This is a genomic window from Sphingobium sp. AS12, from assembly GCF_019097845.1.
Lineage (GTDB): Bacteria > Pseudomonadota > Alphaproteobacteria > Sphingomonadales > Sphingomonadaceae > Sphingobium.
Genome location: NZ_JAHRGM010000093.1, coordinates 107121 through 130636 on the forward strand (window position 1 = coordinate 107121; position 23516 = coordinate 130636).

Sequence of the window (23516 nt, forward strand, 5' to 3'; positions counted from 1 at the left end):
CTCAGGCGAGGGGATCCAGCGTCCCCAGCCCGGCCACCAGCACCAAAATGCCGATCGCCGCGCCCGTCTCAAGCAATAGTGAGAGACGCAGCGCGGCGATCGCGCCTTCAGCACCCCGCTCCAGCGCCGGGGTCAGCCGCCAGCGATTGAGCGCCGCCAGCCCCAGCATCGCGCCGAACACAGCCAGCTTCGCGCCCAGCAGCCAGCCATAGCGGCTGCCCACCAGCGCAGGCAGGTCGGCCACGCCCACGATCATCAGGCTGTTGACCACCCCGGTCATGACCAGAGTGGCTACGAACAGGGTTCCCAGCAGCGAAAACTTCGCCAGCATCACCGCGACCCGATCAATATTGGGGCGGCGCGCCGTTACCGCGTGCAGCAATGCGGCCAGCGCTCCGATCCACCCCGAAGCTGCCCAGATATGCGCGACATCGGCGGCGCGGTGAACAGACCCGGCGACGTCTTCGGTTGCCCCCGCATGGCCGGTCCAGGCGATCGTTGCAGCGGCGACGGCGGCCGGGATCAATACCCAGCGATCCTGCCCGGCAACAGCCAGCACAAGAGCCGCCAGCAAGGCCACGCCCCGCACCACCAGCACCGGGCCGATCGGCGTCATCGTCAGCAAAATCTCTGCCGTCGCCCAGTCGGGCGGCAGTAACGGGGTGCCGGTCATGCTCGCCGCGCTGGCCAGCAGCCACAGCGCCGACAGCGCCATGCCTCCCAACGCCAGCGCGACCAGCAATGCGCGCTGCCCCGCCATGCCCATCGCCCACCAGAATAATGGCAGGCCCATGAGCAGGGCCAGGTCGGCCATCAGGCCAAAGCGCGCCAGTAGCAGCATCCCCGCATCCATGACGGCTTACTTGACCTTGAAGCTGTAGCCGCCTTCCATCTTGTGCTGGTCGGCGCCGACAATATGCCATTTCAGGTCATAGCTGCCAGCAGGGAGCGCGCGGGGCAGGGTGACGATCATCGTCTTGCCATCAGGCGCGACCACGGTTTTGAACCCCTTGATCGGCATCGGCGCATGATCGCTCATGCCCGGCATCCCGGTCATGACCAGATCGATGCCCGAAAGCGGCCCCAGGAATTTCTCGGAAAAAGTGAGAGTCAGCTTGGTCGGCTTGGCCACGGTCGCATTGGCGGCGGGGCTGGACGACAGGAGTTTGCTATGGGCCAGCGCCGTACCGGGCAGGATGGCGATCGACAGGGCGATGGCGGCGGTCAGGAAACGGGACATGCGGACTTCTCCATGATGGTGGTTAGGGGATATTACGCATGGACTTGCCCGACCCCTCATCGCAGGTGCATGATTTTTTGTCCTCGCCGGATGAGGGATCGGCGCGCGCCGCGCGTATGCCGCGATGAGGATGGAGCATGTGCAAATGAGTGATCTTGATCAGTTGCTGGGGCAGATACGCGCGATGCCGGCCGACGCCCGGCTGGAGCAGATGGACGGCGCGGTCATGCAGGCTGTTGTCTGCCGCCGCGAACAGGGCATGGCACGGCGCAGCCTGATGCTCGCCGGATTGCTGGCGCTCGGCATCGGCTGGGCGGGCAGCATCGTGCCGTCGGCGCCCGCGCAGGCCGCCTCCACGCCGATCGGCATGTCGGATTACGCGCCGTCGCGTCTGCTCGGCCAATGAGCCTGAAGCGCTACCTGCTCGTCGCGCTGGTCGCCTTCGCCGCTGCACTGGCGGCGGTGCTGTGCGCGCGGTTGTGGATCGCGCCGCCGCCGCGCGTGGAAAGCGAAGTCCATGCCCTGCTGCATGAGAAGCTGACGCTCGATGCGGCCCAGGAACAGCGCATCCACGCGCTCGAAGCCGCCTTCGCCATTCGCCGCGAAGCGCTGGAGGCGGAAATGCGCGCCGACAATGCCCGGCTGGCGCAGGCGATTGCGGCGGAACATGGCTATGGCCCGCAGGTCGGCCAAGCCGTGGACCGCACCCATCATGTCATGGGCGCGCTGCAAAAGGAGACGCTCCAGCATATTTTCGCGATGCGCGCGGTGCTGCGCCCCGATCAGGCGGCCCAGTTTGACGCGGCCGTCGTCAAGGCACTGACCCAGCCCGCCCCCCGGTGAGTGCAGCCGAACCCGATGACAGGGCGCTGGCCACGCTGGCGCTGGCCGGGCATCAGGATGCTTATGCCGCGTTGATGCGACGGCACCGCGATGCCGTGTGGCGATTGGCGCGCGGCCATGTCGGCGATGGCGACGAAGCGCTCGACATCACGCAGGAGGTATTTGTTGCCGCCTTTGCCGCGTTGGGCCGTTATGATGGCGCGCGCCCGTTTCGCACATGGATCGCGCGGATCACGCTCAACAAATGCCGCGACTGGGGCCGCCGCCGCGCGGTACGGCGCTTCTTCGCCTTTGCTCGCCCCATCGACGAAGCCGGCGATATCGCCGACGCCGCGTCAGACCCGGAACAGGCGCTGCAATCGCAGCGCGAACTCGCCCGCATCAACGCCGCCATCGCCGCGCTGCCCACGACGCTGAAGGATGTGCTGCTGCTCCGCACGATCGAGGCGATGAGCCAGGCGGATACCGCCGCCGCGCTGGGCCTGACCGAAAAGGCGGTCGAAACCCGCCTCTATCGCGCGCGCGCAAAATTGTCGGAAAGTTTGAGGGATGACGCCTTGCCCCGCGTATGAAGGGGCATGACCAACCTGACCCTCGACCGCCGCACCCTGTTCAAAAGCGCCGCTGCCCTTGGCCTCGCCAACGCTTTCCCCGCCTGGGCGCAAAGCGGCACGCACGGCCTGCACCCCGCACCGGGCGTCCTGTCGGGCGAAACCATAGCACTGACCGTGGCCGACAGTCATTTCGCCACCGGTGGACGATCTGCCCACGCGATCACCATCAACGGCACCGTCCCCGCGCCGCTGATCCGGTTGCGCGAAGGGCAGAATGTCCGTCTGTCCGTCACCAATCGTCTGAAAGAGGACACATCGATCCACTGGCACGGCCTGATCGTCCCCTTCCAGATGGACGGCGTGCCGGGCGTCAGTTTCCCCGGCATCGCGCCGGGCGAAACCTTCCATTATGAATTCCCCATCCGCCAGTCGGGTACCTACTGGTATCACAGCCATTCGGGGATGCAGGAGGCGATGGGCCATTATGGCCCGATCGTCATCGATCCCGCTGGCGTCGATCCGGTGCAGGCGACGCGCGAGCATGTGATCGTCCTGTCCGACTGGTCGCCGGTCCACCCCCATGTGCAGCTCAAGCGCCTGAAGCAATCGGGCGGCTATTATAATATGCAGCGCCAGACTCTGGCCGGATTGCTCAAGGGCAAGGACCAGCCCCTCAAGGACCGGATCGACTGGGGCAAGATGCGGATGGACCCGACCGATATTTCGGACGTCACCGGCTCCACCTACAGCTTTCTGGTCAATGGCCATGGTATAGCGGAAAACTGGACCGGGCTGTTCACGCCGGGCGAGCGGGTCCGCCTGCGCATCATCAATGCATCGGCCATGACCAATTTCAACGTGCGCCTTCCCGGCCTGCCCATGACCGTGGTGCAATGCGACGGCCAGCATGTCCAGCCGGTCGAGACCGACGAATTCCAGATCGGCATCGCCGAAACCTATGACGTGATCGTCCAGCCGACCGACGCCACCGCCTATGCCCTGATCGCCGAAGCCATCGACCGCTCCGGCCTGGTCCGCGCGACACTCGCGCCGCAGATCGGCATGGTCGCGGCCATCCCGCCGCTGCGCGCCCGGCCTCTCCTCACCATGAAGGATATGGGAATGGACATGGCCGGCATGGACATGGGGCAGGGAGGTGTGATCGACCTCAGCCAACCCGCAAATGAGAGCATGGCGGGGCATAGTATGAAGATGCTCGACCCCTCGGTCGCGCCCAATGTGCCGATGGGACCGGGGGTGGCTACGCTCTCCTCCATGCCCGCCGACCGCACGGCGGACCGGCCTACGGGGCTGGAGGATGTCGACCATCGCGTCCTTACCTATGCCGACCTGCGATCGCTGGAACCCAACGAAGATGCGCGCTCCCCGACCCGGTCGATCGACATTCACCTGACCGCCAATATGGAACGCTATATGTGGTCCTTCGACGGGGTGAAGCTGTCGGACGGCGCAGACCCCATCGCTTTCCGCCATATGGAGCGGGTGCGCGTCACCCTGATCAACGACACGATGATGCCGCACCCCATCCATATCCACGGCCATTTCTTCCAGCTGATCACTGGCGAGGATGCGGCCCACAACCCGCGCAAGCATACGGTCAACGTCCTGCCCGGCGGCAAGATCAGTTTCGACCTGACCGCCGATGCGCTGGGCGACTGGGCGTTCCACTGTCACATGCTGATGCACATGCATACGGGGATGATGCGCGTCGTGACTGTCCGCCACGCGGAGGACGCGGCATGAAGCGCCTGATCGCCGCCCTGCTGCTGGCCAGCACCGCCACACCCGCACTGGCACAAATGGACCATAGCCAGATGGACCATGGCGTACACCAGACGTCGCCTGCGCCGGAAGCCACGCCTGCCGATCCCCATGCCGGTCACACCATGCCGGCGACCGACGACAGCGTGCCGCAGGGTGATGCCCCGCCGATCCCGACCGACCATGCCGCCGAAGCCTTCTACCCCGCCGCCACCATGGCCCGCGCCCGCGCCGCCATGATCAAGGAAAGCGGCGGCATGAGTTTCTCGCAGCTGATGCTCGACCGCCTCGAATATCGCGCGCACAAGGGCGCGAACGGTTACGCATGGGAGGGCGAGGGCTGGATCGGCGGCGACATCAACCGTTTCGCGTTCAAGACCGAAGGCGAGGGCGAAGTCGGCGGCGCGCTTGAAAGCGCGGAACTACAGGCGCTCTACAGCCGGGCGCTCAACCCCTGGTTCAATGTCGAGGCGGGTGTGCGGCAGGATTTCCGCCCGCAACCCCAACGCACTTACGCCGTGGTCGGTATCGAAGGCCTCGCTCCTTACTGGTTCGAGGTCGGTGCGCAGGCGTTCCTGTCCACGAAGGGCGACGCCCATCTCCGGCTGGAGGGCAGCTACGACCAGCGCATCACCCAGCGCCTGATCCTGCAACCCGCCGCCGAAATGAATATCGCCGCGCAGGACGTGCCGGAATTGGGCATCGGGTCGGGTATCTCCGACATCGAACTGGGCCTGCGCCTGCGCTACGAATTCGCCCGCGAATTTGCGCCCTATGTCGGCGTCCACTGGGAACGCAAGCTGGGCGACACCGCCCGCTATGCGCGCGCGGCGGGGGAGGGCGCGTCAGCCACCAGTCTGGTGATGGGCGTGCGTTTCTGGTTTTGACCTGAACTACCCCCCTCCGTTCGTTTCTCGACTTCGCTCGAAACGAACGGAGGTTTGTGCTTACCCCAAATGCCGCTCGACCAGCGCGACATGCAGCCGGATACCCAGCCCCAGCACATCGTCGTTGAAATCATAATGCGGGTTGTGCAGCGGTGCCCCGCCGTCCGGTTTTGCCTGACCCAGCCAGATATAGGCGCCCTTGCACGCTTGCAGCATGAAGGCGAAATCCTCTGACGTGAAGGCGGGATCGGGCGCCAGTTGCGCTATGCCAACGGTCGCGGCGGCGTCCAGCGCCTCCTGCGCCGCTTCGGCATCGTTGATCGTCGCCGGATAGTAACGCTGATAATCGACTGTCGCGCTCAAGCCATTGGCCAGTGCCACACCGGCCGCGATCTCGCGGATCGACGCTTCGATCTTGTCCTGTACCGCTGGATCGAACGTCCGCACCGTCCCGCCGATGCGAACCTCGGCGGGGATCACATTATGCGTATGCCCGCCATGGATTTGCGTGATCGACAGCACCGCCGATGCGGTCGGCGCGATCCGGCGCGCTATGATCGCGTTCATCTGCGTCACAAGGCTGGCCGCCGCCAGGATGGCGTCGGGCGTATCCTGCGGAATCGCGGCATGGCCACCGCGCCCTTCCAGCACGATCTCAAACTTGTCCGCCGCACCCATGATCGGGCCGGGCCGGGTCGCGATGGTGCCGGCGGGCAGATCGGGCCAGTTATGCAGTCCGAACACCCGGTCGCACGGGAAGCGCTCGAACAGCCCTTCCTGCACCATCTCGCGCGCGCCGCCCTGCCCCTCTTCGGCGGGCTGGAAGAAGAAATTGACTGTCCCGTCGAAATTGCGGCTGCGCGTCAGTTGCTGCGCCGCGCCCAGCAGCATCGCGACATGGCCGTCATGGCCGCAGCCGTGGAAGGTGCCCGGCGTCTTGCTGGCCCAGGGCAGGTTGGTCTGCTCCTCGATCGGCAGGGCGTCCATGTCCGCGCGCAGCCCGATGCTGCGCCCCGACGCGCCGTTGCGCAACACGCCCACCACGCCCGTCCGCCCGATCCCCTCATGCACTTCCAGCCCCAGCGCGTGCAGCTGCTCGGCAATCCGCCCGGCGGTGCGATGCTCGCAAAAGCCCAGTTCCGGGTGCGCATGAATGTCGCGGCGGAACGCGATCAGCGGGTCAATCAGATCAGCAATATCGGTCATAAAATATCGTGTTCCCGCGCAGGCGGGAACCCGGTCCCGCCGTTTCGACTTGGTTCCCGCCTGCGCGGGAACCCACCTCGCCCCCAAATCCTAACGCTGCTCACCGAACAGATGCTGGATCGGATAATGATGTTTGATGAAGGGCGATTTGATCACGACATAGCTGAAATATTTTTCGATGCCGTAATCGCTTTCCAGCATCCCCTCGATGATCGACTGATAATGGCCGACGCCGCGCGTCACGAATTTCAGCAGATAGTCGTATCCGCCGCTGACCAGATGACATTCGACGATTTCGTCCAGCTTGCGGATGCGCGTCTCGAACCGGGAAAAGTCGCCCGACCGATGCTCGCTCAGCGTGACTTCGGTAAAGACGGTCAGAAATTCGCCCAGCTTGTGCAGGTTGATATGCGCGCCATAGCCGGTGATATAGCCCGCCTTCTCCAGCCGTTTCACGCGGGTGAGGCAGGGGCTGGGGGAAAGGCCGACCGCATCGGCCAGTTCGACATTGGTGATCCGGCCCGACTGCTGAAGCTGCGTCAGGATTTTCAGGTCGATCCTGTCCAGTCTGGGTCCGCCCAACATGTCCTTGCTCCCCCTTATATTTATCCCAGCGCCGCGCGAATATCGGCCTGTTCGAGCAAGCCGTCGAGTGTTTTTCGTATGCGCGCGAATATCTCGTCCATCTCCGCGTCCGATGCACAGAGCGCCGGGGCCAGGCCGATGATGTTGTCGGCAAAGGCGCGGAAAATGACGCCATTGGCATAGCCATCGGCAAACAGCCGGTCGGCGATTTTGAGCGCCGGGTCGAACCGCGCCTTGGTCCCCTTGTCCGCCACCAGTTCGATAGCCCCCAGCAACCCTCGCCCGCGCGTGTCGCCGACCATCGGATGGTCGGCAATGCCCGCCAGGCCCGCGTCGAACCGCGCGGCCACTTTCTGACCGTTCGCCAATATTCCGCCATCGGTATAGAGGCGCAACACTTCCAGCCCCACCGCCGCGCTCACCGGATGGCCCGAATAGGTCGCGCCATGGCCGATCACCACGTCGGCCGCCGCGCCATCGGCAATGCCCTGATACACTTTGTCCGACATCAGCACCGCGCCCATCGGCACATAACCGGCGGTCAGCCCCTTGGCGACGGTCATCAGGTCGGGCGTCACGCCCTCCGCTTCGCAGGCGAACATCGGCCCGGTACGGCCAAAGGCGGTGATGACCTCATCAGCGACCAGCAATATGTCCAGCTCATCGCACGCCTGCCGCATGGCCTTGAGCCAACCCACCGGCGGCACGATCACCCCGCCCGATCCCTGGATCGGCTCGCAGAAGAAGGCAGCGACATTGTCCGCGCCGAGGTCCGCGACCTTGTCCTTCAACTGCTGCACCGACCGGGCGATGATGGCGGCATCATCGCCTTCCAGATCGCTGCGATAGGGGTAGGGCGACGCGATATGATGCTGCCAGCGCAGCGGCAGGTCGAAATTGCGGTGGAAATTGGCAAGTGCGGTCAGTCCGGCGCCGCTGCTGCTCGATCCATGATAGCCCCGCTCCAGCGCGATGCACTGCTTTTTGGTCGGCTTACCGATCGCGTTGAAATAATGGGTGATATAGCGGATCGCGCTGTCCACCGCGTCCGACCCGCCCAGCGTGAAATAGACATGGTCCAGCCCCTCTGGCGACAGGGCGACCAGCCGCTCCGCCAGCCGCGCGGCAGGCTCGCAACCGAAATGGAAATAGCCCGTCGCATAGGGCAGGCGGCGCATCTGTTCCGCCGCCGCCTCGACAATGCTATCCTGCCCGTAACCCACATTGACGCACCACAGCCCGGCAAAGGCATCGAGCACCTCGCGCCCGTCCATGTCGGTCAGCCACATGCCCTTGCCGCTTTGCAGCATCGTTGCGCCGCGCGCTTCATGGGCGCGGAAGGATGTGACCGAATGGATCAAATGATCGCGGTCGATGTCTAGCAAGGATCGGTTGGATTGGTGCATCGTCGGGGTGCTCGCCATGGTGGTTATGGGATGCAGCCTATCCTTGTGCCGCAGCGGGAAAGTCTTAATCTGACCGGTTGCGGGCCTGTGTCTGGCCGTATTGGCGAAACGGCGCGGCATATTATGCTGCGCCGCTTGAGGTCAGGTCAAGGCGTCAGCAATCGCCTTGCCGCATTGCTCGGTGTTGGCTTTGCCTTTGAGGTCGCCGGTGCGCAGGCCGGGTTCCGCGAGCACGGTTTCGACCGCGCGCATGATCGCGGCAGCGGCGTCCGCCTCGCCCAGATGCTCCAGCATCATCGCCGCCGACCAGATTTGGCCGACCGGATTGGCGATGCCTTTGCCTGCAATGTCGGGCGCAGAGCCGTGGACCGGCTCGAACAGCGAAGGGTGGGTGCCGTCCGGGTTGATATTGCCCGATGGCGCCACGCCGATGGTCCCGGTGCAGGCCGGGCCAAGGTCCGACAAGATATCGCCGAACAGGTTGGACGCGACCACCACGTCGAACCGGTCGGGGTTCAGCACGAATTGTGCGGTCAAAATGTCGATATGATATTTGTCATGGGTGACGGTCGGGTAATTCTTGGCCATCTCCTCCACCCGCTCATCCCACCAGGGCATGGTGATGGCGATGCCGTTGGACTTGGTGGCGGAGGTGACATGCTTGCGTGTCCGCGTCGCGGCCAGATCGAACGCATAGCGCAACACCCGGTCAGTGCCGTGCCGGGTCATCACCGTTTCCTGGATCACGATCTCGCGATCGGTGCCGGGGAACATCTTGCCGCCGACCGAGCTATATTCGCCTTCTGTGTTCTCGCGCACGACCCAGAAATCGATATCGCCCGGCTCACGGCCCACGAGCGGGCAGGGGACGCCGGGCATCAGCCGGACGGGGCGCAGATTGACATATTGGTCATATTCGCGCCGGAACTGGAGCAGCGATCCCCACAGCGAGATATGATCCGGCACCGTATTGGGCCAGCCGACCGCGCCAAAGAAGATCGCATCGGGCTTGCCGATCTGGTCCTTCCAGTCGTCCGGCATCATCTGGCCATGTTTGGCATAGTAATCGCAGCAGGCGAAATCCTGCCACTTTTGCGCGATGGTGAAACCATAAAGGCTTGCCGCCCGCTCCAGCACGCGAATGCCTTCGGGCATGACTTCCTTGCCAATGCCGTCGCCGGGAATGACGGAGATATTGTAGTTGCGGGCCATAAATAACTCCCGTTTGGGCTGAGCCTGTCGAAGCCCTGTTCTGTCTTGAAGTGAAGTACGACCCGTCGACAGGCTCAGGGCGAACGGATGTGGGCTAAAGTTTCAGCCCGCCGATATGAAACGCCTTGGTCTCCAGATATTCCTCGATCCCCGCATGCGCGCCTTCGCGGCCCAGGCCCGACATCTTGACCCCGCCGAACGGCGCGACCTCCATGGCGATCGATCCGCTGTTGAGCGCGACCATGCCCGCCTCCAGCCGCTCCGCCACGCGGAAGGCGCGGTGCAGATTTTCGGTGTAGAAATAGCTGGCCAGGCCATAGCTGGTCGCATTGGCCAGCTCGATCGCCTCATCCTCATGGGTAAAGCGGAACAAGGGCGCGACCGGGCCGAACGTCTCTTCCTCCGCCAGCCGCATGTCCCGCGTCGCGCCTGTCAGCACCACCGGACGCGCAAAACGCTCCCCCGTTGCCCCTTCGGGTGCCTGCGCAAACAGGGTCGCGCCATGCGACAGCGCATCCTCGACATGCGCCTTCACCTTGTCGGCGGCGGAGACGTTGATCAGCGGCCCGATCGTGCTGCCCGGCATATCCCCCGGCGCGACGTTCAGCGCCGACACGGCCCTGGCCAGCTTTTCGGCAAACTGGTCGTACACGCCATCCTGCACCAATATCCGGTTGGCGCAGACGCAAGTTTGCCCGGCATTGCGGAACTTGCTGACCATCGTGCTGGCGACGGCCAGGTCGATGTCGGCGTCATCGAACACGATCAGCGGCGCATTGCCGCCCAGCTCCAAGCCCACGCGCTTGATCGTGTCGGCGCACTGCCGCATCAGTAAAGCGCCCACGCGGGTCGATCCGGTAAAGGACAGTTTGCGCACGACGGGGCTGGCGGTCAACGCCCCGCCGATCGCGGTGGGCAGGCCAGTGACGACGTTGAACACGCCCGCGGGGAAACCCGCTTCCTCGGCCAGCTTCGCCATGGCCAGCGCGCTATATGGCGTCAGTTCCGAAGGCTTGACCACCACCGGGCATCCCGCTGCCAGCGCAGGCGCGCATTTGCGCGTGATCATCGCAGCCGGGAAATTCCACGGCGTGATCGCGGCGGACACCCCGATCGGCTCCTTCATCACCAATATGCGGCGATTGGCTTCGGGGGCGGGAATCATGCCACCCTCGACGCGGCGGGCTTCCTCGGCAAACCATTTGATGAAGCTGGCGGCATAGCGGATTTCGCCCTCGGCCTCGGCGGTCGGCTTGCCCTGCTCGGCGGTCATGATCCGGCCCAGATCGACAAGATTGGCCAGCACCAGCGCGTGCCACCGTTCCAGCATGCCGGCGCGATCGCCTGCGGTCCGTGCCTTCCATGCCGGGAAAGCGGCCTCTGCCGCATCAATCGCCGCCTGGGTATCGGCCGCGCTGCAATCGGGCACCGTGCCGATGATCGCACCGGTCGCGGGATTGTCGACCGGCAGGCTCGCGCCGGATGCCGCGCCGACCCACGCGCCGCCAATATAGGCGCGCTCGACGAAAAGGGCGGGGTTGGAAAGGGAAAGGGTCATCCGAGCGCCTGTGTCGTGAGGGAAAAGATTTTGATCGAAGGGTCCGTTTGCGGCAACGGGCCACGCACCATGCGCATCACCCGGCCAACGCAGGGCAGGCCCAATTCGTCCAGCCAACTGCACAGGGCGCTTTCCTCCGGCACGTCGAGCCGACAGAAAATGCCGTTGTTCGACCCCAGCCAGTGCGAAATCAGTGCCTTCGCGCCCCCGGTATCGGGTGCCACGGTCGGCCCGACGACATAGCCGCGCCCGAACCGGCGAAACAGGGCAAAGCCCACCGGCTCATTGCTGCGCGTCAGCACCACGCCCTGCGCGCCGGGCACCAGCGCGTCGAGCAGCGCGTCGCGGTTCATGCCGCTCGCCCGCCGCGCCAGCGCATGAAGCGTCGGCATGTCCTTTGCGCCGAGTGGCCGCACCCGCTCGTCGGGGATGAGTTTGGCGACCGGCACGGCAAAGGCCGCGCCCTGATGCTGAAAGACCGGGCCGATGCTCTCAAACCCCAGCTTGCGATAGAGCGGCGCGCCTTCATCGGTGGCGTTGAGCAGGATCGTGCGATCACCCAGGTCCGCCATCACCTTTTCCATCAACCGGCGGCCCAGCCCCATGCCCTGCGCGGCGGGCGATACGATCACCATCCCCAGCGTCGCGGCATCCGTGCCGTACAGCCATGCCATGGCCGTGCCGATCACGTCGCCATCGCGCTCCGCCACATAGCCAAAACCAAGGCTGAGCAGCATGTCCCAATCCTCGATCCGGTGCGGCCATTTCTGTTCACTGGAAAGCGCGTGGGCAGCGGGCAGGTCATCCACGGTCATCGCCCGCAGGTCCACCATCGCCTCTATGCCTGTCGCCATGCGTCTTGCTCCTCGGCGGAAAAGGGTCGTCCGCCTGCCCTGATTAGGAATCACTTGGGGGCAACCTTAATCGGCGCCCTCAAGCATTGGCTGCTGCCTTCGCCCTGATTTTGGAAGATTATCGCGCAGACTTTCCCGCGCAACTGCAACACATGCCGCGCGCGATCCATATTCTGTTATCAGCCTGCATGAAGGAGAGCCGCGCAGTGGATGTTTTCAACCCCGATCTGATCGCCTTGCCACAGGGCAGCAATTTTATCGGCGGGCGGCGCGTTATCGGGCGTGGGCAGGCGATCCCCGTGCGGCGGCCATCGGACGGGCGGGTCTATGCCGATCTCGACAGTGTGGACGACGCGCAATTGGGTGAAGCCGTCGAGGACGCCCAGCGCGCCTATAAGAACAGCGGCTGGGCGCAGATCGATCCGCGCGGGCGGATGCGGGTGTTGCGCCGCTGGGCCGACCTCATTGAGGCGGACATGGAGACGCTTGCGCCGCTCGAAGCGCTCGGCTCCACCCGGATGATCCACGAAATCCGCGCCTGGGACGTCAGCTACACCGCTGAAACCGTCCGCTTCTTCGCTGAATGGGCGGACAAGATCGGCGGCGAAGTCGCGGCGACCACTCCGGACAAGCTGGGCCTTACCATCCACGAACCCTATGGCGTCGTCGCGGCGATTGCGCCCTGGAACCTGCCACTGGTGATGGCCGCCTGGAAAATCGCGCCTGCCATTGCGGCGGGCAACAGCATCGTGTTGAAGCCGTCGGAAATGACGCCGTTCAGCATCGTGCGTCTCGCCGAACTGGCGATCGAGGCCGGGCTGCCCGCGGGCATCTTCAACATCGTCCAGGGCGACGGGCGCAGCGTCGGCGATCCGCTGGTGCGGCGTCCTGAAGTCGCGAAAGTCACCTTCACCGGATCGACGGCTACGGGCGCAGCGATCATGACCGCCTGCGCCCAGACCGGGCCAAAGCCGGTGACGCTGGAACTGGGCGGCAAAAGCCCGCAGATCATCTTCGCCGACGCAGGGCTGGACAAGGCATCGGCCATCGTTGCCCGCGCGATCACGCTCAACGCCGGGCAAGTCTGCGTCGCGGGATCGCGCCTGCTGGTGCAGGAGGGTGTCGCCGATCAGGTGATCGACCGCATCATGACGGCCTTCGCCGCGCACAAGGCGGGACCGACCTGGGCCAGCGACAGCACGCTAGGCCCGATCATTTCCGAAGGCCAGCTCGACCGGATCGACGGCATCGTCCAGCGCGCTGTGGCCGATGGGGCAGAGGTGCTGACCGGCGGCAGCCGCGCCACCGCACCACAGGATGGCAGCTTTTTTCTGCCCACTTTGCTGCAAAATGCTGCGCAGCATAGCGAAGCGGTACAGGGCGAAATTTTCGGCCCCGTGCTGACCGTCCAGACCTTCGCCGACGAAATGGAGGCCTATGCGCTGGCCAATGACAGCGCCTATGGGCTGGCGGCGGGCGTCCACACCAGCGACCTGACCCGCGCCCTGCGCGCCACCCGTGCGCTGGAGGCCGGCACCGTCTGGGTCAACCGCTATGGCCGCAGCAATGATTTCATCCTGCCCACCGGCGGCTTCAAGCAATCGGGCATAGGCAAGGATCTGGGCCGTGAAGCCTATGTTGCCAATCTCAAGACCAAGGTGGCGCTGATCGAATTCTGATCAGCGCGCGGCCATCTGCGCCGCCGTACGCACGTCGATCACGCCCAGCCGCGCGATGCTGCGCGCCTGCCCCAGTTCGACGATCTGCTCGACATGGGCGTGGCGGCCCTGCGCCACTTTCAAACGGTAACGGCCATAACGGACCCGCTCGAAACTGAACATGCCGTCAAATTCGGTGCGGGCGCGATAGGCGGTTGCGCCGTCCATCGTCTGCAATTCCATCATCTCCCCCGCCAGCGCCCGCCCGTCCATCGCCAGCATCCCCTCTACCGCGGCGGAGGGCGACACGCCCAATTCCACCACTTCGCGCAACCCCGCGCGTGGGGTGACGAGGATGCCGGGATTGCTTGCTATGTCGAACGGATCGGACAGCGACGCTTCGTCCAGCGCAATCTTGACCGGAGTAGCGGGGCTTAGCCCGTCCAGTTCCGTGCCCTCGGCCGCCTCGTCGCGCAGGCGCGCTGGCAGCGGCATGTCGTTCACCAGCACGCCGACCGGATCAGGGAAGGGCGGCTCGCCCGCATCACGCCGCCCGTTGCCGTCCAGATCGTGAAAGGCCCGCACCAGCAGCGCGCCGCCGCGCGCCTGTGACGCTGAACGCACGCGCCCGAACCGCCCATCGCCACCCGGCCCGACGCTGAATGTCAGCCCCAGCCCGACGGCAAAGGCGCGGCGGCTGTCGCCTGACAGGTTCAGCGTCAACGCCGCCGGGCCGAAATCGCGCGCATAGGCCGCGTCGATCGCGAGCCTATCGTCACCTGCGGCATAATTGGCGGAAATCTGCACCATGTCGGCGGCACCCAGCGCCCGGTTCGCGGTCAGTTGCACCCCCATCAGCGCCGGATCGGGCGCCAGTCGCCAATGCACTTCGCCGCGCAAGCGTATCTTGCCTGCCCGCCCGCTCACCAGCAGTCCCGCCGTCGCACTGTCGCGCGCCGTTCCGGCGGTCGCCCTGAACCGGCTCCACCCGCCGACCAGGCTGGCTGACACGCTGCGCGTCGCTACGGACAGGCGACCATTTGCCTCCATCCCTTGTCCGCTGCGCTGCCGGGTCGATCGCAGGTCGAAATGAACCGGCAGGATCAGCCCCGCGGCATGAACCGGCCGGTCGATCGCAACCCCGATGGAGGATCGTAGCGCCGGATCGATCCGGTCGGACAGCAAGCCGCGATTGCGCACCGCCTCCACGGCAACGCTCGTCTTGAAGATATCGCCCACGACCGACGTGCGCATCGCCGCACCGCCGCCCTTGCGTCCGGCCCAGGATAGTTCCCCCAGCATTCCTGCCAGCCCGCCGCGCAGATTGAGATGCGCAAAATCCGCGCTGCCGCTTGAGGACGGCGCACGCATGACCGCCGCACCGACCGACGCCCCCCGGCCCAGCCCATGGTCCACCGCCATGGTGCCGCGCCATCCCGATGCCGGGGTCGGGCGGCTTGCCCCGAAGCGTAGCAGGTCGTGATTGCCCTGCACCAATGTCGTGGACCACCATGTTTCGCCCGGTCCCGGCGATTGCGCGGCGATATTATAGACCCGCCGCTCACGCCGCACTTGCCCCTGCGGGCCATATCGCACCACTTCCAGCACATTGACGCCATGGCGCAACGCAATGTCGCGAAAGGCATAGCGCCCCGCCGCATCGCCAGGTGTCACGCGCAGCAATTCGCCGTTGCGATAGAGTTCCGCGTCCCACCCCAGCGGCAACAGCCCGGTCAACGCCACCTTGTCAAATTCGCCGATAGCATCCAGCGGCCGGTTGGTCAGCGCCACGCCGCGCCCGCTGGCGGACCCGGCGACCAGCGGCACGGCAAAACTGTCGACATCCCCGATGGCCGCCTGCGTCGCGCCGACCGGACCCAGCAATTGCCCATCGGGATCGGCCCGGTACAGCCGCAACCGCAGGCTGTCGGGCATCCCGTGCGCGTCGGATGCCAGCCGCGCTTCGACCGACGCATAGGCCAGTTCGCCCGTCGCCAGCATTTCATAGCGCGTTGCCCGCGTCTGCGCGCTCTTCGCGTCGCGCTGCCACCCGGCTGACAGCGACGCATCCAGCGCGGGCATACGCCACAGTCGATAGTGAAAGGCGCGCCGTTCCAGCCCCGCGGTCTGCGGCTGCGCCCTGGTCGCCAGCCGTTCCGCCGCCGCCGTCCGGCGCAGCGCCGCTTCGATGGGCAGGGGGGTGGGCGATGTGATTGTCAGGATCGCATTGGTCGTGTCGGCCTCGAAGCTGACACCCAGCCAGCGGCCCAGCGCGGGCGTTGCTACACACCATCCCGACCGGCTGTCATAAATGTCGCCCGAACCCAGCCGCATATATTCCGTGCCGAACCGCGCCTCGCCCTTGTCGCGATCGATGGCGATGTGCCGCGCCTCATCGAATGCCCAGCCTTCCGCCCGGCGCTTGTCCTCGCTCGGCACCACCGCGATCTTCAGCGCGTCGATGACATCGCCCAGATCCAGGCATATCGACTCCTCGACCGCAAAGGCGCGGATGCCGTTGCCAACCGACAGCGATCCGACCCGCGCGTCAAACAACAGCGCGTCGTCGGAGGACAGCGTGGCGGCCGTCGCCATCGCCGGACCCGCGCAGAGCAGCAGCAGGACCAGCAGGCATGACAGCAGGATACGCCACAGCCGGGGCTGCGCGTTCATCGGACTTCGCCCGGTGGTCTGGCGTCAGGGCCGCGCCACGGGCGCTTCGCTCACCGCCCCGCCCGACGCCGGGTCCGTTTCCACGAACCGCACCTTGAGCGGCCCTGTCGCCCGCGCCAGCGCCGCCCTGTCGACCGGCAGCATGATGTGCCGCTGCGCTACTTCGGGATAGGCGGCGACGCCCTTGATCGTCGCGATCGGCGTCTTGCCGTCGCTTTGCATCAGGTCCAGCGTGCCATAGACGGATCGCTCACCTGCGCGCATCAGGTCGACATCCAGTTGCGCCTGCCCCTCCTGCACGCTCAGCCGGGCGTTGCTCAGGCTCGCGCTGCCCTTGGGTTCACCCACGCGCACGATCACCGGAATGGTCACGCCGTAAATGGGCGTCAGGCTGATCGACATGCCGTCCGTGGCGGGTTGCGGCGCGGCGGCATCGGCGACGTCCGGCACGGCGCGGAACAGCAGGTGCGCGCGATATTCGCCGCCCGGCATGGTCGGCGGCACGCGCACGCCAATTCGCACCGTCTGCGATTGCTGCGGCGCCAGCGTGATCTTGCGCGGGGCATAGGTGATCAGGTCCAGCGCGGCGGCATCCCGTTGCGACGCGGTCGCTTCATCGACCGATTCAATCGTCCCTTGCGCCGTCATCTTTCGCAGCACCAGCGATATGCGGTAGGTCGTCGCCCTGTCGCCGGTATTGTTCACCACCACTTCGCCGCCGCTATTGGGCGCCATGATCAGGCGGGTGGGCGCGACCAGCAGGTCGCCGGCGGCTGCCTGCGCGATCGTCGGCGCAAGCGCATGGCTGGCGGCCATCGCCACCATCATCATAATGCGTTTCATATAATACCCCATGTCAGCGGCATCGTGTCCAGCGGGCCGCAAGGGTCAGGGATGACGAAAATTGGTTAGCAACTCGCTAACCATGTGGTGGCGACGATCAGAAATATTCGACCATCACCTCATAGCTGCCGATGTACGCCCCTTCGGGCTGCGCCGCCGACAGGGTGAGTGTACCGCCGACGCTAAACTGATTTTTGCGTTTGCCGGGGTTCAGCACCATCGTTGATTGCGACGCCTTGGGGATCGCCAGCATGGCGTCGCCGCGCGCGGTGGTCAGCTGCGCGGGGGTCAGCAGGATGCCGACCATATAATCTTTCGGCCCGGTGACATAGAATAGCCCGGTCCGTTCGCCGCCCAGACATTGCAGCCCGACGGAGCAGCGCGTGACGCCCGATGGCGTCAGCGTGATCGTGCCGCCCGATGATGTGGCCGCGATTATCCCGAAACTGATGTCGGTCGCGGCCTCGACAATCGGCGCAGATTTGCGCGTGTCGGCCAGCGCGAGCTGACCGGGCAGGGGGAACAGGCTTACGGCAATCGCCGCCATGGCGGGCATTGCACGCATCACCCTGTCCTCCCCTCCGGCATCGGCGCGGCAAGGGTACGGCGCTAATGCGCCGCCCCGGCCGACCATGATTTTACTGATAGGAAACCGAAACCGAATATTGGCCCGAATAGGAACCAGCAACCTGATTGGCGCCGACGTTCAGCGTGCCCGCCACCTTGAAGCTGCCCGCGCCAGTGCCCGACAGGGTCATCGCCGACGTCGTCGTGGCCAAAGCCACGGCCATGCTGTTGGAACCGCCATCTGTCAGGGTGATCGACGGATTGTCGATCGCGACGCTGACGGTTTCGTTCGCCGTGCCGGTGACCGCAAAAGCGCCCGCCGTCGTCGTGCCAAAGCAGGACAGGCCGCTACCGCACACGCGGCTATTATCTTCGGCAATGGCGACGGTGGCAGCAGCCGCCGACGGCACGATCTTGCCAAAGTCCAGGTCCGACGATTTGGTCACGGTGATAGCGCTCAGGATCTTGACCGTCGCATCGCCGGTGGCGGATGCGGCATGGGCCGGTTCGATCGAAAGTGCGGCGCCAGCAAACAGCATGGCAGTCAGGCCCAAGGCCTGAACGGATTTCTTGGTCATATGATATACCCCTTGGATTGCGTCGGCATTCCAGCTCCGACAGGGATATGGATAGGGAATGTCCGTCTATCTAAGGCTAATGGGCATGGTAAAGCCGCCATTAACCATGTGAACGGGCAAGAATTTCCCTATAAACTACTGATATTCAAAGCTAATATTATATTGCCCGGCATAGATGCCCGGCGGTGTTCCCGCTGCCACGATCATCTGCCCGCCCACGGCATAGGCTGTGCCGGCCGGGCTGGCCATCACCACCGGCCCGGACGGCAACAAAGTCACCATCACATGCGCGGCATCCGGTCCCGTCATCGCGACCACCGGGTCGATCGACACCGCCAGGGGCATTTCAGCGCCGGTCAGCCGGAACAGCGCAGGCTTGCCCTCGCCTAGACACAGCGTAACGCCGTTACATTCGGTCCCGCCATCGGGCCGCACTGTTACCATGCCATCGCGCGCCGCAGGAAGAATACGCCCGAAATCGAGCGATTCTTCCTGGGTCGCCGATAACGACCGGATGATCGTCACCGCCGCGCCGCCAGAGGCGGCATTCGCTGTATGAACCATGGCAAGGCTGGAACAAGCCATGGCTCCGGCGAACAGGATGACCCGCATCAAGGGGTATGAAATGATGCTGCCATCCCGCATTGCGCCGTTGTGCCCGCGAATTGGTATAAATACGTAAGCATAAATGCTTACCGCAACGTTAAGCCTGTTGCAGCGCTGGCGAGACGCCATTGTCCGGGTTCAGCGTCACAAAGCCAGACGCATAGGCCAGCCGCATCACATCGGTGAAATTGTCCGCGCCCAGCTTCAGCATCAGTTTGGCGCGATGGGCTTCGGCAGTGCGCACGCTGATCCCCATTTGCTCGGCCGCGTCCTTGTTGGTCATGCCGCTGACCAGCAACCGCAACAGTTCGCTTTCCCGTTCGGAAAGGCCCGCGATGCGCTGCTGCGCGTCGGCGCTGGCGCTCTGGTCGTTCAGTACGGCTTTCAGCTGGTCCAGCCCGGCCTTGACTGCGGCATAGAGCGCTTGGGGCTGGCACGGCTTTTCCAGATAGTCGACCGCCCCCATCTTGATCGCCTGCACCGCCTGGCGAATCTCGCCCTTGCCCGACATCATGATGGTGGGAAACAGGCTGCGCTTCGTTTCCAGCTTTGCGATCGTCTCGAACCCGTCCAGGCCGGGCATATAGACGTCCATCAGCAACAGCCCGCCAGCGACCGGCATGGCGTCGAGGAACTGCGTGCCGGACTCGAACAGTTCGACATCGATTCCCGGCACGATTTCCAGCATGTCGCGTAACGCAACGCATGTTAGTTCATCGTCATCGACGACATAAACCTTATGTATCACGCCGACCCCAGCCTGTTAAACATTTGTTATATACTTGCGCTAGCGGAACTGCATGACGCCATCAAGCATTCTGGGGTGCAAAACCGGCACAGGATCGCCCCACAGGGGGACAGAATCCTTCCTGTCAGTAATGGTAGCGTTAAATCACCGGTCCATCCGCGCTGTGATCGTCGCGAATCGACTGGCGGCCTCGCGAATCTGTTGCGGCCATTGCCTGTCGGACCAACCATCCAGCGCCTCATAAAGCTCTCGCAGCGCGCTGGTCGTCGTCGCACTCTCGAACAGGCCCGCCGTTCCTGCCAGCTGGTGCATCGCGGTGCGCAGATCAGCCTTCGCCTCGCTGGTCAGGCCATCGGGTGCGGCGGCGTTGGCGAACTGTGCAGCGATATTGTCCAGCCGTTCGCGATACATGTGCGCCAGCCGGGGCGCCGACGACGGGGATGGAGAGGATCCATCCGCCACCCGATGGTCGTTACCGGCGCGCAGCCACGGCTCCAGCACCGCCTGCAATTCGCCTAGCCGCACGGGTTTCGCCACATGCCCCTGCATCCCGGCGTCCAAACAGGCGGCGATGTCGTCGGCATAGGCATTGGCGCTGATCGCGATGATCGGCAGCTGATCGGCGCTGTGTCCCCGCCTTCGCAACTTGCGCGCCGCCGTCAACCCATCCATGTGCGGCATACGCAGGTCCATCAAAACCAGCGCATAGGGCAATCCGCGTGCATGGGCGTCGTCCACCTTGGTGATCGCTTCGACACCATTGGTCGCGATTGTGACATCATGGCCCAGCCGTTCCAGCATTTCCGACACCAGCAGCTGATTGATGTCATGATCTTCGACCAGCAGGATGCGGCGCGCGACCACGCCCTTGACCCGATCTGGCTGGGCAGGGGGTGCCGCCGCCACCGCCTCATCTTGCGCTGCCACCAGCGGTATCTGAAGCGCGACGATGGTGCCTTCACCCAAATCGCTGCGCAGCAGAATATGTCCGCCCATCAGCCGCGCCAGCTGGTCGCATATCGCCAGGCCAAGGCCCGATCCGCCATGGCGTTGCGCGGACCCGCCATGCGCCTGCACAAATTCCTGAAAGATCGCGGTCTGCCGGTCGCGGGCGATGCCGATGCCGGTATCCTCCACCGCTATCCGCAGCATGGCACCAGGCAGCCTGACCGCCCGAATGGTGATATGCCCCTCATGGGTAAATTTGATCGCATTGGCCAACAGGTTGACGATGATCTGGCGCAGTCGCAACCGGTCGCACAATATCATCTGCGGCAATGCCGGATCGACGATGACGGACACGGGCAACGCCTTGCGCTCTGCCAGCGCATGTAGCGCGGCGACACTCGCCTGCAATTTTTTCCGCAGGTTCACCGGTTCGGGTTCCAGCGCCATCTGGCCCGCCTCGATCCGCGAAAAATCCAATATGTCGTTCAGCAACTCCATCATCGATTGGCTGGATTCCAGGATCAACTCCAGCTTGGTGCGCTGTGCATGACGTGGTTCATCCTGCAACAGCAATTCGGTAAAGCCGATCACACCGTTCATGGGCGTGCGGATTTCATGGCTCATATTCGCCAGGAACACTGCCTTGGCATTGGCGGCCTGTTCGGCGCGCACCAGCGCATTCTCATTTTCCTGTTCCAGCTCTTTGCGTCGGCTAATGTCGGTGCCAACCCCGATCAGGCCGATCAGCTGGCCCTGCGCATCCATTTCCGGGCCGCAGATCAGATCGACCCAGCAGATGCCGCCATCGCTGTGGCAAAAGCGTAACTCCACCCGCCACGTCAGCCCTTGCGAAACGGCGGATCGCCATTGCGCGCGTATCTTCTCGCGATCATCAGGATGGATCGCCCCCATCCACCCCACGCCCATCACCGCGCCGCGCGACAGGCCGGTGGTTTTCAACCAGGCATCATTGGCAAAATTGCAGAAACCCAGATCATCGGTGCGGAAAATTCCCGCGGGCGACAGGCTGGCGAGCGCGGAAAAATGCCGTTCGCTTTCCTCCAGTGCGCCGACCGCGCGCTGGAGCCCCGCTTCGCGCTCCATCAACTCGCTGGTCTTGATCGCCACCTGCCGCAGCGCATAGGTCTCACGCCGGATGTAGGACAGCGCCAATATGCCGAATATCCAGCTGATCGCCAGTCCACACACCAGCACCAGCCACCCCTCGCTGGTCGATACGCTCCCCTCGAACTGGGGCGTGCTGGTCCAGCGCACCGTCCATCGCTGTTCCATCAGCAACAGGGTCCGGGTTACGCTATAATGGGGTTTGTGATCGTCCTTGGCCGCGCTGGCATAGATGGTGTCATCCATGTCCGCCACAGGACCATCGAAAATATGGATGTCGATCGAACGCCCCTGGCTTTGCGTCAATCCTTCCATCAGGCGGCTGGCGATGAATGGCGCATAGATCCACGCGATCAGCGCCCTGCGCCGCTGATCCACGGTGGCATGGGGCAGGTCGGCGCGATAGAGCGGTCGCAACAGCAGGAAGCCGGGGCGTTGCTGCTTGTCCTGCACCAATATGATGCGCCGGGTGATCGTTGCCTTGCCGGTGTCGCGCGCGTGCAGCGCAGCGGATCGCCGTCGGGCATCGGCCAATATGTCCAGCCCCATGGCCGCGCGGTTGGCCGCGACCGGCTCGATCTGGGCAATGACGCCGCGCAAGGCGGCCCCGCTGTCGGGATGGATGCGATAGCCGGGGAACGCCTGTTGCTGCTTTTGCAGGAAGTCCGGCAACTGCGCAGCGTCCAGAGGACGGATATAGCCCATGCCGTTCAGGCCGGGCAGGAATGTACCCATGTCCAGCGCGGTAACATAGGCGCGCCAGTCCTCCGGAGTAATGTCGTCTGACGCAGCAAACAGCGCTGCTGCGCCATCCAGGCTGCGGGCATAGGCTTCCAGCCGGTACTGCAACGCCCGCTCATTCTCCCGCGCCAGCACGGCGAAGCTGGCCTGGTTGCGGTCATGGACAAATTCGGATGTGACTTTCCACGCAGTCAATGTGCCGCCGATCATGACCATCATGACGGCGCTCATCGTGGCAGTATAATGCGCAATCGGCTCCCCGCGCCACAATATCCGCCATCCCTTCCAGGGACTGAGCATGATGACCGGGGTTACGATCAGCACGCCCAGCAGGTCGCCGGCCCACCAGGTCGTCCAGCTTTTGGCAATCGCCGCGGCCGGGATCGTGTGGTTCAGGTAGAGCGTGGCGACGCCAATGCTTGGCGCGACCAGACAGGCCAGAGGACAGATCAGCGCTGCCATCACCGCAACATCGCTCGCCGATGTCAGCCGGATCGGCGTCCCGAACCGGACGCGCACGATGTTGCCGGCGATCAGCGCCTGCAATGTCGATCCGATCGCGATGCATAGTGCGTTGGACAGGATCAGCGGCAGGCCCGCCGTCTCCATCCGCATCATGCCGATGGCGGCATTGACGACGAACGAACCGACCGCAACGCCCGGCCAAAGCGCACGCCCGAAAATCAGGATGGCGGCCACCGCAATGCCCGACGCTGGCCAGATCAAAGTCGCATAGCCGGGCGGGATCGCCATTTTCAGGCCCAGCCATCCGGTGACGCAATAGACCAGCGCCAGCCCAGCATTCAGCATCACGGCGCGCGGCGCAAATCGGCCCCCGCGCACCGTCCGGTCACCTCCGGTCAACGCCCGGCTGCCTTGTTGCTCCATCTTGCCCCCGGCAC

General features: G+C 64.6%; 21 protein-coding genes. 6 read left to right on the plus strand and 15 right to left on the minus strand.

All coding sequences use genetic code 11. The annotated features are described in order from the left end of the window. Position 1 precedes the first annotated feature (1 nt). The gene (copD, locus tag KRZ98_RS23620) at positions 2 to 853 is read right to left on the minus strand and encodes a copper homeostasis membrane protein CopD (RefSeq protein WP_254798821.1); all 852 of its coding nucleotides are present in this window, start codon (positions 851 to 853) and stop codon (positions 2 to 4) included. A 6-nt stretch (positions 854 to 859) separates the two neighbouring features. Beyond that, entirely contained in the window at positions 860 to 1240 is a 381-nt protein-coding gene (copC, locus tag KRZ98_RS23625) for a copper homeostasis periplasmic binding protein CopC (protein ID WP_006956629.1), read from the minus strand. Between the two features lie 145 nt (positions 1241 to 1385). Here copC and KRZ98_RS23630 point away from each other — a divergent pair, with 145 nt between their 5' ends. From KRZ98_RS23630 to KRZ98_RS23650, 5 genes are read left to right on the plus strand one after another with little or no spacing between them, the layout of a single operon-like run. Beyond that, positions 1386 to 1646, plus strand: coding sequence for a hypothetical protein (locus KRZ98_RS23630; protein ID WP_217675599.1), 261 nt, complete (start codon positions 1386 to 1388; stop codon positions 1644 to 1646). Further along, positions 1643 to 2083 carry a periplasmic heavy metal sensor gene (locus KRZ98_RS23635; RefSeq protein WP_006956626.1) on the plus strand — a complete coding sequence of 147 codons (441 nt, stop codon included), beginning with the start codon at positions 1643 to 1645 and terminating at the stop codon, positions 2081 to 2083. The genes KRZ98_RS23630 and KRZ98_RS23635 overlap by 4 nt, the downstream gene beginning before the upstream one ends. Continuing rightward, positions 2080 to 2655, plus strand: a complete 576-nt coding sequence (locus KRZ98_RS23640; protein WP_217675600.1) for a sigma-70 family RNA polymerase sigma factor — start codon at positions 2080 to 2082, stop codon at positions 2653 to 2655. The genes KRZ98_RS23635 and KRZ98_RS23640 overlap by 4 nt, the downstream gene beginning before the upstream one ends. Before the next feature lie 6 nt (positions 2656 to 2661). After that, positions 2662 to 4401, plus strand: a complete 1740-nt coding sequence (locus KRZ98_RS23645; protein ID WP_217675601.1) for a copper resistance system multicopper oxidase — start codon at positions 2662 to 2664, stop codon at positions 4399 to 4401. Next, positions 4398 to 5306, plus strand: coding sequence for a copper resistance protein B (locus KRZ98_RS23650; protein ID WP_217675602.1), 909 nt, complete (start codon positions 4398 to 4400; stop codon positions 5304 to 5306). The genes KRZ98_RS23645 and KRZ98_RS23650 overlap by 4 nt, the downstream gene beginning before the upstream one ends. A gap of 60 nt (positions 5307 to 5366) precedes the next feature. Here the strand turns inward: KRZ98_RS23650 and KRZ98_RS23655 are convergent, their stop codons facing one another. The 6 genes from KRZ98_RS23655 to KRZ98_RS23680 all read right to left on the minus strand — a co-directional run bounded on the left by KRZ98_RS23655 (position 5367) and on the right by KRZ98_RS23680 (position 12127). After that, entirely contained in the window at positions 5367 to 6512 is a 1146-nt protein-coding gene (locus KRZ98_RS23655) for a M20 aminoacylase family protein (RefSeq protein ID WP_217675603.1), read from the minus strand. Between the two features lie 90 nt (positions 6513 to 6602). Continuing rightward, on the minus strand, positions 6603 to 7097 hold the full coding sequence (locus tag KRZ98_RS23660; protein WP_037490126.1) for an Lrp/AsnC family transcriptional regulator: 495 nt from the start codon (positions 7095 to 7097) through the stop codon (positions 6603 to 6605). Between the two features lie 20 nt (positions 7098 to 7117). After that, complete coding sequence (locus tag KRZ98_RS23665) at positions 7118 to 8503, minus strand: aminotransferase class III-fold pyridoxal phosphate-dependent enzyme (protein ID WP_254798822.1); 1386 nt, start codon at positions 8501 to 8503, stop codon at positions 7118 to 7120. A gap of 141 nt (positions 8504 to 8644) precedes the next feature. Then, on the minus strand, positions 8645 to 9715 hold the full coding sequence (locus KRZ98_RS23670; protein WP_217675606.1) for a tartrate dehydrogenase: 1071 nt from the start codon (positions 9713 to 9715) through the stop codon (positions 8645 to 8647). Positions 9716 to 9809: 94 nt separating this feature from the next. Beyond that, complete coding sequence (locus KRZ98_RS23675; RefSeq protein WP_217675607.1) at positions 9810 to 11273, minus strand: NAD-dependent succinate-semialdehyde dehydrogenase; 1464 nt, start codon at positions 11271 to 11273, stop codon at positions 9810 to 9812. Beyond that, entirely contained in the window at positions 11270 to 12127 is an 858-nt protein-coding gene (locus KRZ98_RS23680) for a GNAT family N-acetyltransferase (RefSeq protein ID WP_217675608.1), read from the minus strand. The genes KRZ98_RS23675 and KRZ98_RS23680 overlap by 4 nt, the downstream gene beginning before the upstream one ends. Before the next feature lie 188 nt (positions 12128 to 12315). Between KRZ98_RS23680 and KRZ98_RS23685 the strand changes: the two genes are divergently transcribed. Beyond that, positions 12316 to 13806 (plus strand): aldehyde dehydrogenase, encoded by a 1491-nt coding sequence (locus KRZ98_RS23685; RefSeq protein WP_217675609.1) that lies wholly within the window; start codon positions 12316 to 12318, stop codon positions 13804 to 13806. Here KRZ98_RS23685 and KRZ98_RS23690 read toward each other — a convergent pair whose 3' ends face one another. The 7 genes from KRZ98_RS23690 to KRZ98_RS23720 all read right to left on the minus strand — a co-directional run bounded on the left by KRZ98_RS23690 (position 13807) and on the right by KRZ98_RS23720 (position 23502). Then, positions 13807 to 16458: a carboxypeptidase regulatory-like domain-containing protein gene (locus KRZ98_RS23690; protein ID WP_217675610.1), complete on the minus strand. Its 2652-nt coding sequence runs from the start codon at positions 16456 to 16458 to the stop codon at positions 13807 to 13809. A gap of 24 nt (positions 16459 to 16482) precedes the next feature. After that, a complete protein-coding gene (locus KRZ98_RS23695; protein WP_254798823.1) occupies positions 16483 to 17301 on the minus strand; it encodes a DUF916 domain-containing protein in 819 nt (272 codons plus the stop codon). A 97-nt stretch (positions 17302 to 17398) separates the two neighbouring features. Then, complete coding sequence (locus KRZ98_RS23700) at positions 17399 to 17866, minus strand: DUF4402 domain-containing protein (RefSeq protein WP_217675611.1); 468 nt, start codon at positions 17864 to 17866, stop codon at positions 17399 to 17401. Positions 17867 to 17939: 73 nt separating this feature from the next. Further along, entirely contained in the window at positions 17940 to 18446 is a 507-nt protein-coding gene (locus KRZ98_RS23705) for a DUF4402 domain-containing protein (RefSeq protein ID WP_006956594.1), read from the minus strand. Positions 18447 to 18581: 135 nt separating this feature from the next. Then, positions 18582 to 19010, minus strand: a complete 429-nt coding sequence (locus KRZ98_RS23710) for a DUF4402 domain-containing protein (protein WP_254798824.1) — start codon at positions 19008 to 19010, stop codon at positions 18582 to 18584. A 139-nt stretch (positions 19011 to 19149) separates the two neighbouring features. After that, positions 19150 to 19800, minus strand: coding sequence for a response regulator (locus tag KRZ98_RS24730; protein ID WP_217675613.1), 651 nt, complete (start codon positions 19798 to 19800; stop codon positions 19150 to 19152). A gap of 144 nt (positions 19801 to 19944) precedes the next feature. Further along, positions 19945 to 23502, minus strand: coding sequence for a CHASE domain-containing protein (locus tag KRZ98_RS23720; protein ID WP_217675614.1), 3558 nt, complete (start codon positions 23500 to 23502; stop codon positions 19945 to 19947). Positions 23503 to 23516 lie beyond the last annotated feature (14 nt).

Coding starts and splice junctions, on each gene's coding strand:
- copD (WP_254798821.1), bottom strand. CDS start 853: ATGGATGCGGGGATGCTGCTACTGGCGCGCTTTGGCCTGATGGCCGAC.
- copC (WP_006956629.1), bottom strand. CDS start 1,240: ATGTCCCGTTTCCTGACCGCCGCCATCGCCCTGTCGATCGCCATCCTG.
- KRZ98_RS23630 (WP_217675599.1), top strand. CDS start 1,386: ATGAGTGATCTTGATCAGTTGCTGGGGCAGATACGCGCGATGCCGGCC.
- KRZ98_RS23635 (WP_006956626.1), top strand. CDS start 1,643: ATGAGCCTGAAGCGCTACCTGCTCGTCGCGCTGGTCGCCTTCGCCGCT.
- KRZ98_RS23645 (WP_217675601.1), top strand. CDS start 2,662: ATGACCAACCTGACCCTCGACCGCCGCACCCTGTTCAAAAGCGCCGCT.
- KRZ98_RS23650 (WP_217675602.1), top strand. CDS start 4,398: ATGAAGCGCCTGATCGCCGCCCTGCTGCTGGCCAGCACCGCCACACCC.
- KRZ98_RS23655 (WP_217675603.1), bottom strand. CDS start 6,512: ATGACCGATATTGCTGATCTGATTGACCCGCTGATCGCGTTCCGCCGC.
- KRZ98_RS23660 (WP_037490126.1), bottom strand. CDS start 7,097: ATGTTGGGCGGACCCAGACTGGACAGGATCGACCTGAAAATCCTGACG.
- KRZ98_RS23665 (WP_254798822.1), bottom strand. CDS start 8,503: ATGCACCAATCCAACCGATCCTTGCTAGACATCGACCGCGATCATTTG.
- KRZ98_RS23670 (WP_217675606.1), bottom strand. CDS start 9,715: ATGGCCCGCAACTACAATATCTCCGTCATTCCCGGCGACGGCATTGGC.
- KRZ98_RS23675 (WP_217675607.1), bottom strand. CDS start 11,273: ATGACCCTTTCCCTTTCCAACCCCGCCCTTTTCGTCGAGCGCGCCTAT.
- KRZ98_RS23680 (WP_217675608.1), bottom strand. CDS start 12,127: ATGGCGACAGGCATAGAGGCGATGGTGGACCTGCGGGCGATGACCGTG.
- KRZ98_RS23685 (WP_217675609.1), top strand. CDS start 12,316: ATGAAGGAGAGCCGCGCAGTGGATGTTTTCAACCCCGATCTGATCGCC.
- KRZ98_RS23690 (WP_217675610.1), bottom strand. CDS start 16,458: ATGAACGCGCAGCCCCGGCTGTGGCGTATCCTGCTGTCATGCCTGCTG.
- KRZ98_RS23695 (WP_254798823.1), bottom strand. CDS start 17,301: ATGAAACGCATTATGATGATGGTGGCGATGGCCGCCAGCCATGCGCTT.
- KRZ98_RS23700 (WP_217675611.1), bottom strand. CDS start 17,866: ATGCGTGCAATGCCCGCCATGGCGGCGATTGCCGTAAGCCTGTTCCCC.
- KRZ98_RS23705 (WP_006956594.1), bottom strand. CDS start 18,446: ATGACCAAGAAATCCGTTCAGGCCTTGGGCCTGACTGCCATGCTGTTT.
- KRZ98_RS23710 (WP_254798824.1), bottom strand. CDS start 19,010: ATGGTTCATACAGCGAATGCCGCCTCTGGCGGCGCGGCGGTGACGATC.
- KRZ98_RS23720 (WP_217675614.1), bottom strand. CDS start 23,502: ATGGAGCAACAAGGCAGCCGGGCGTTGACCGGAGGTGACCGGACGGTG.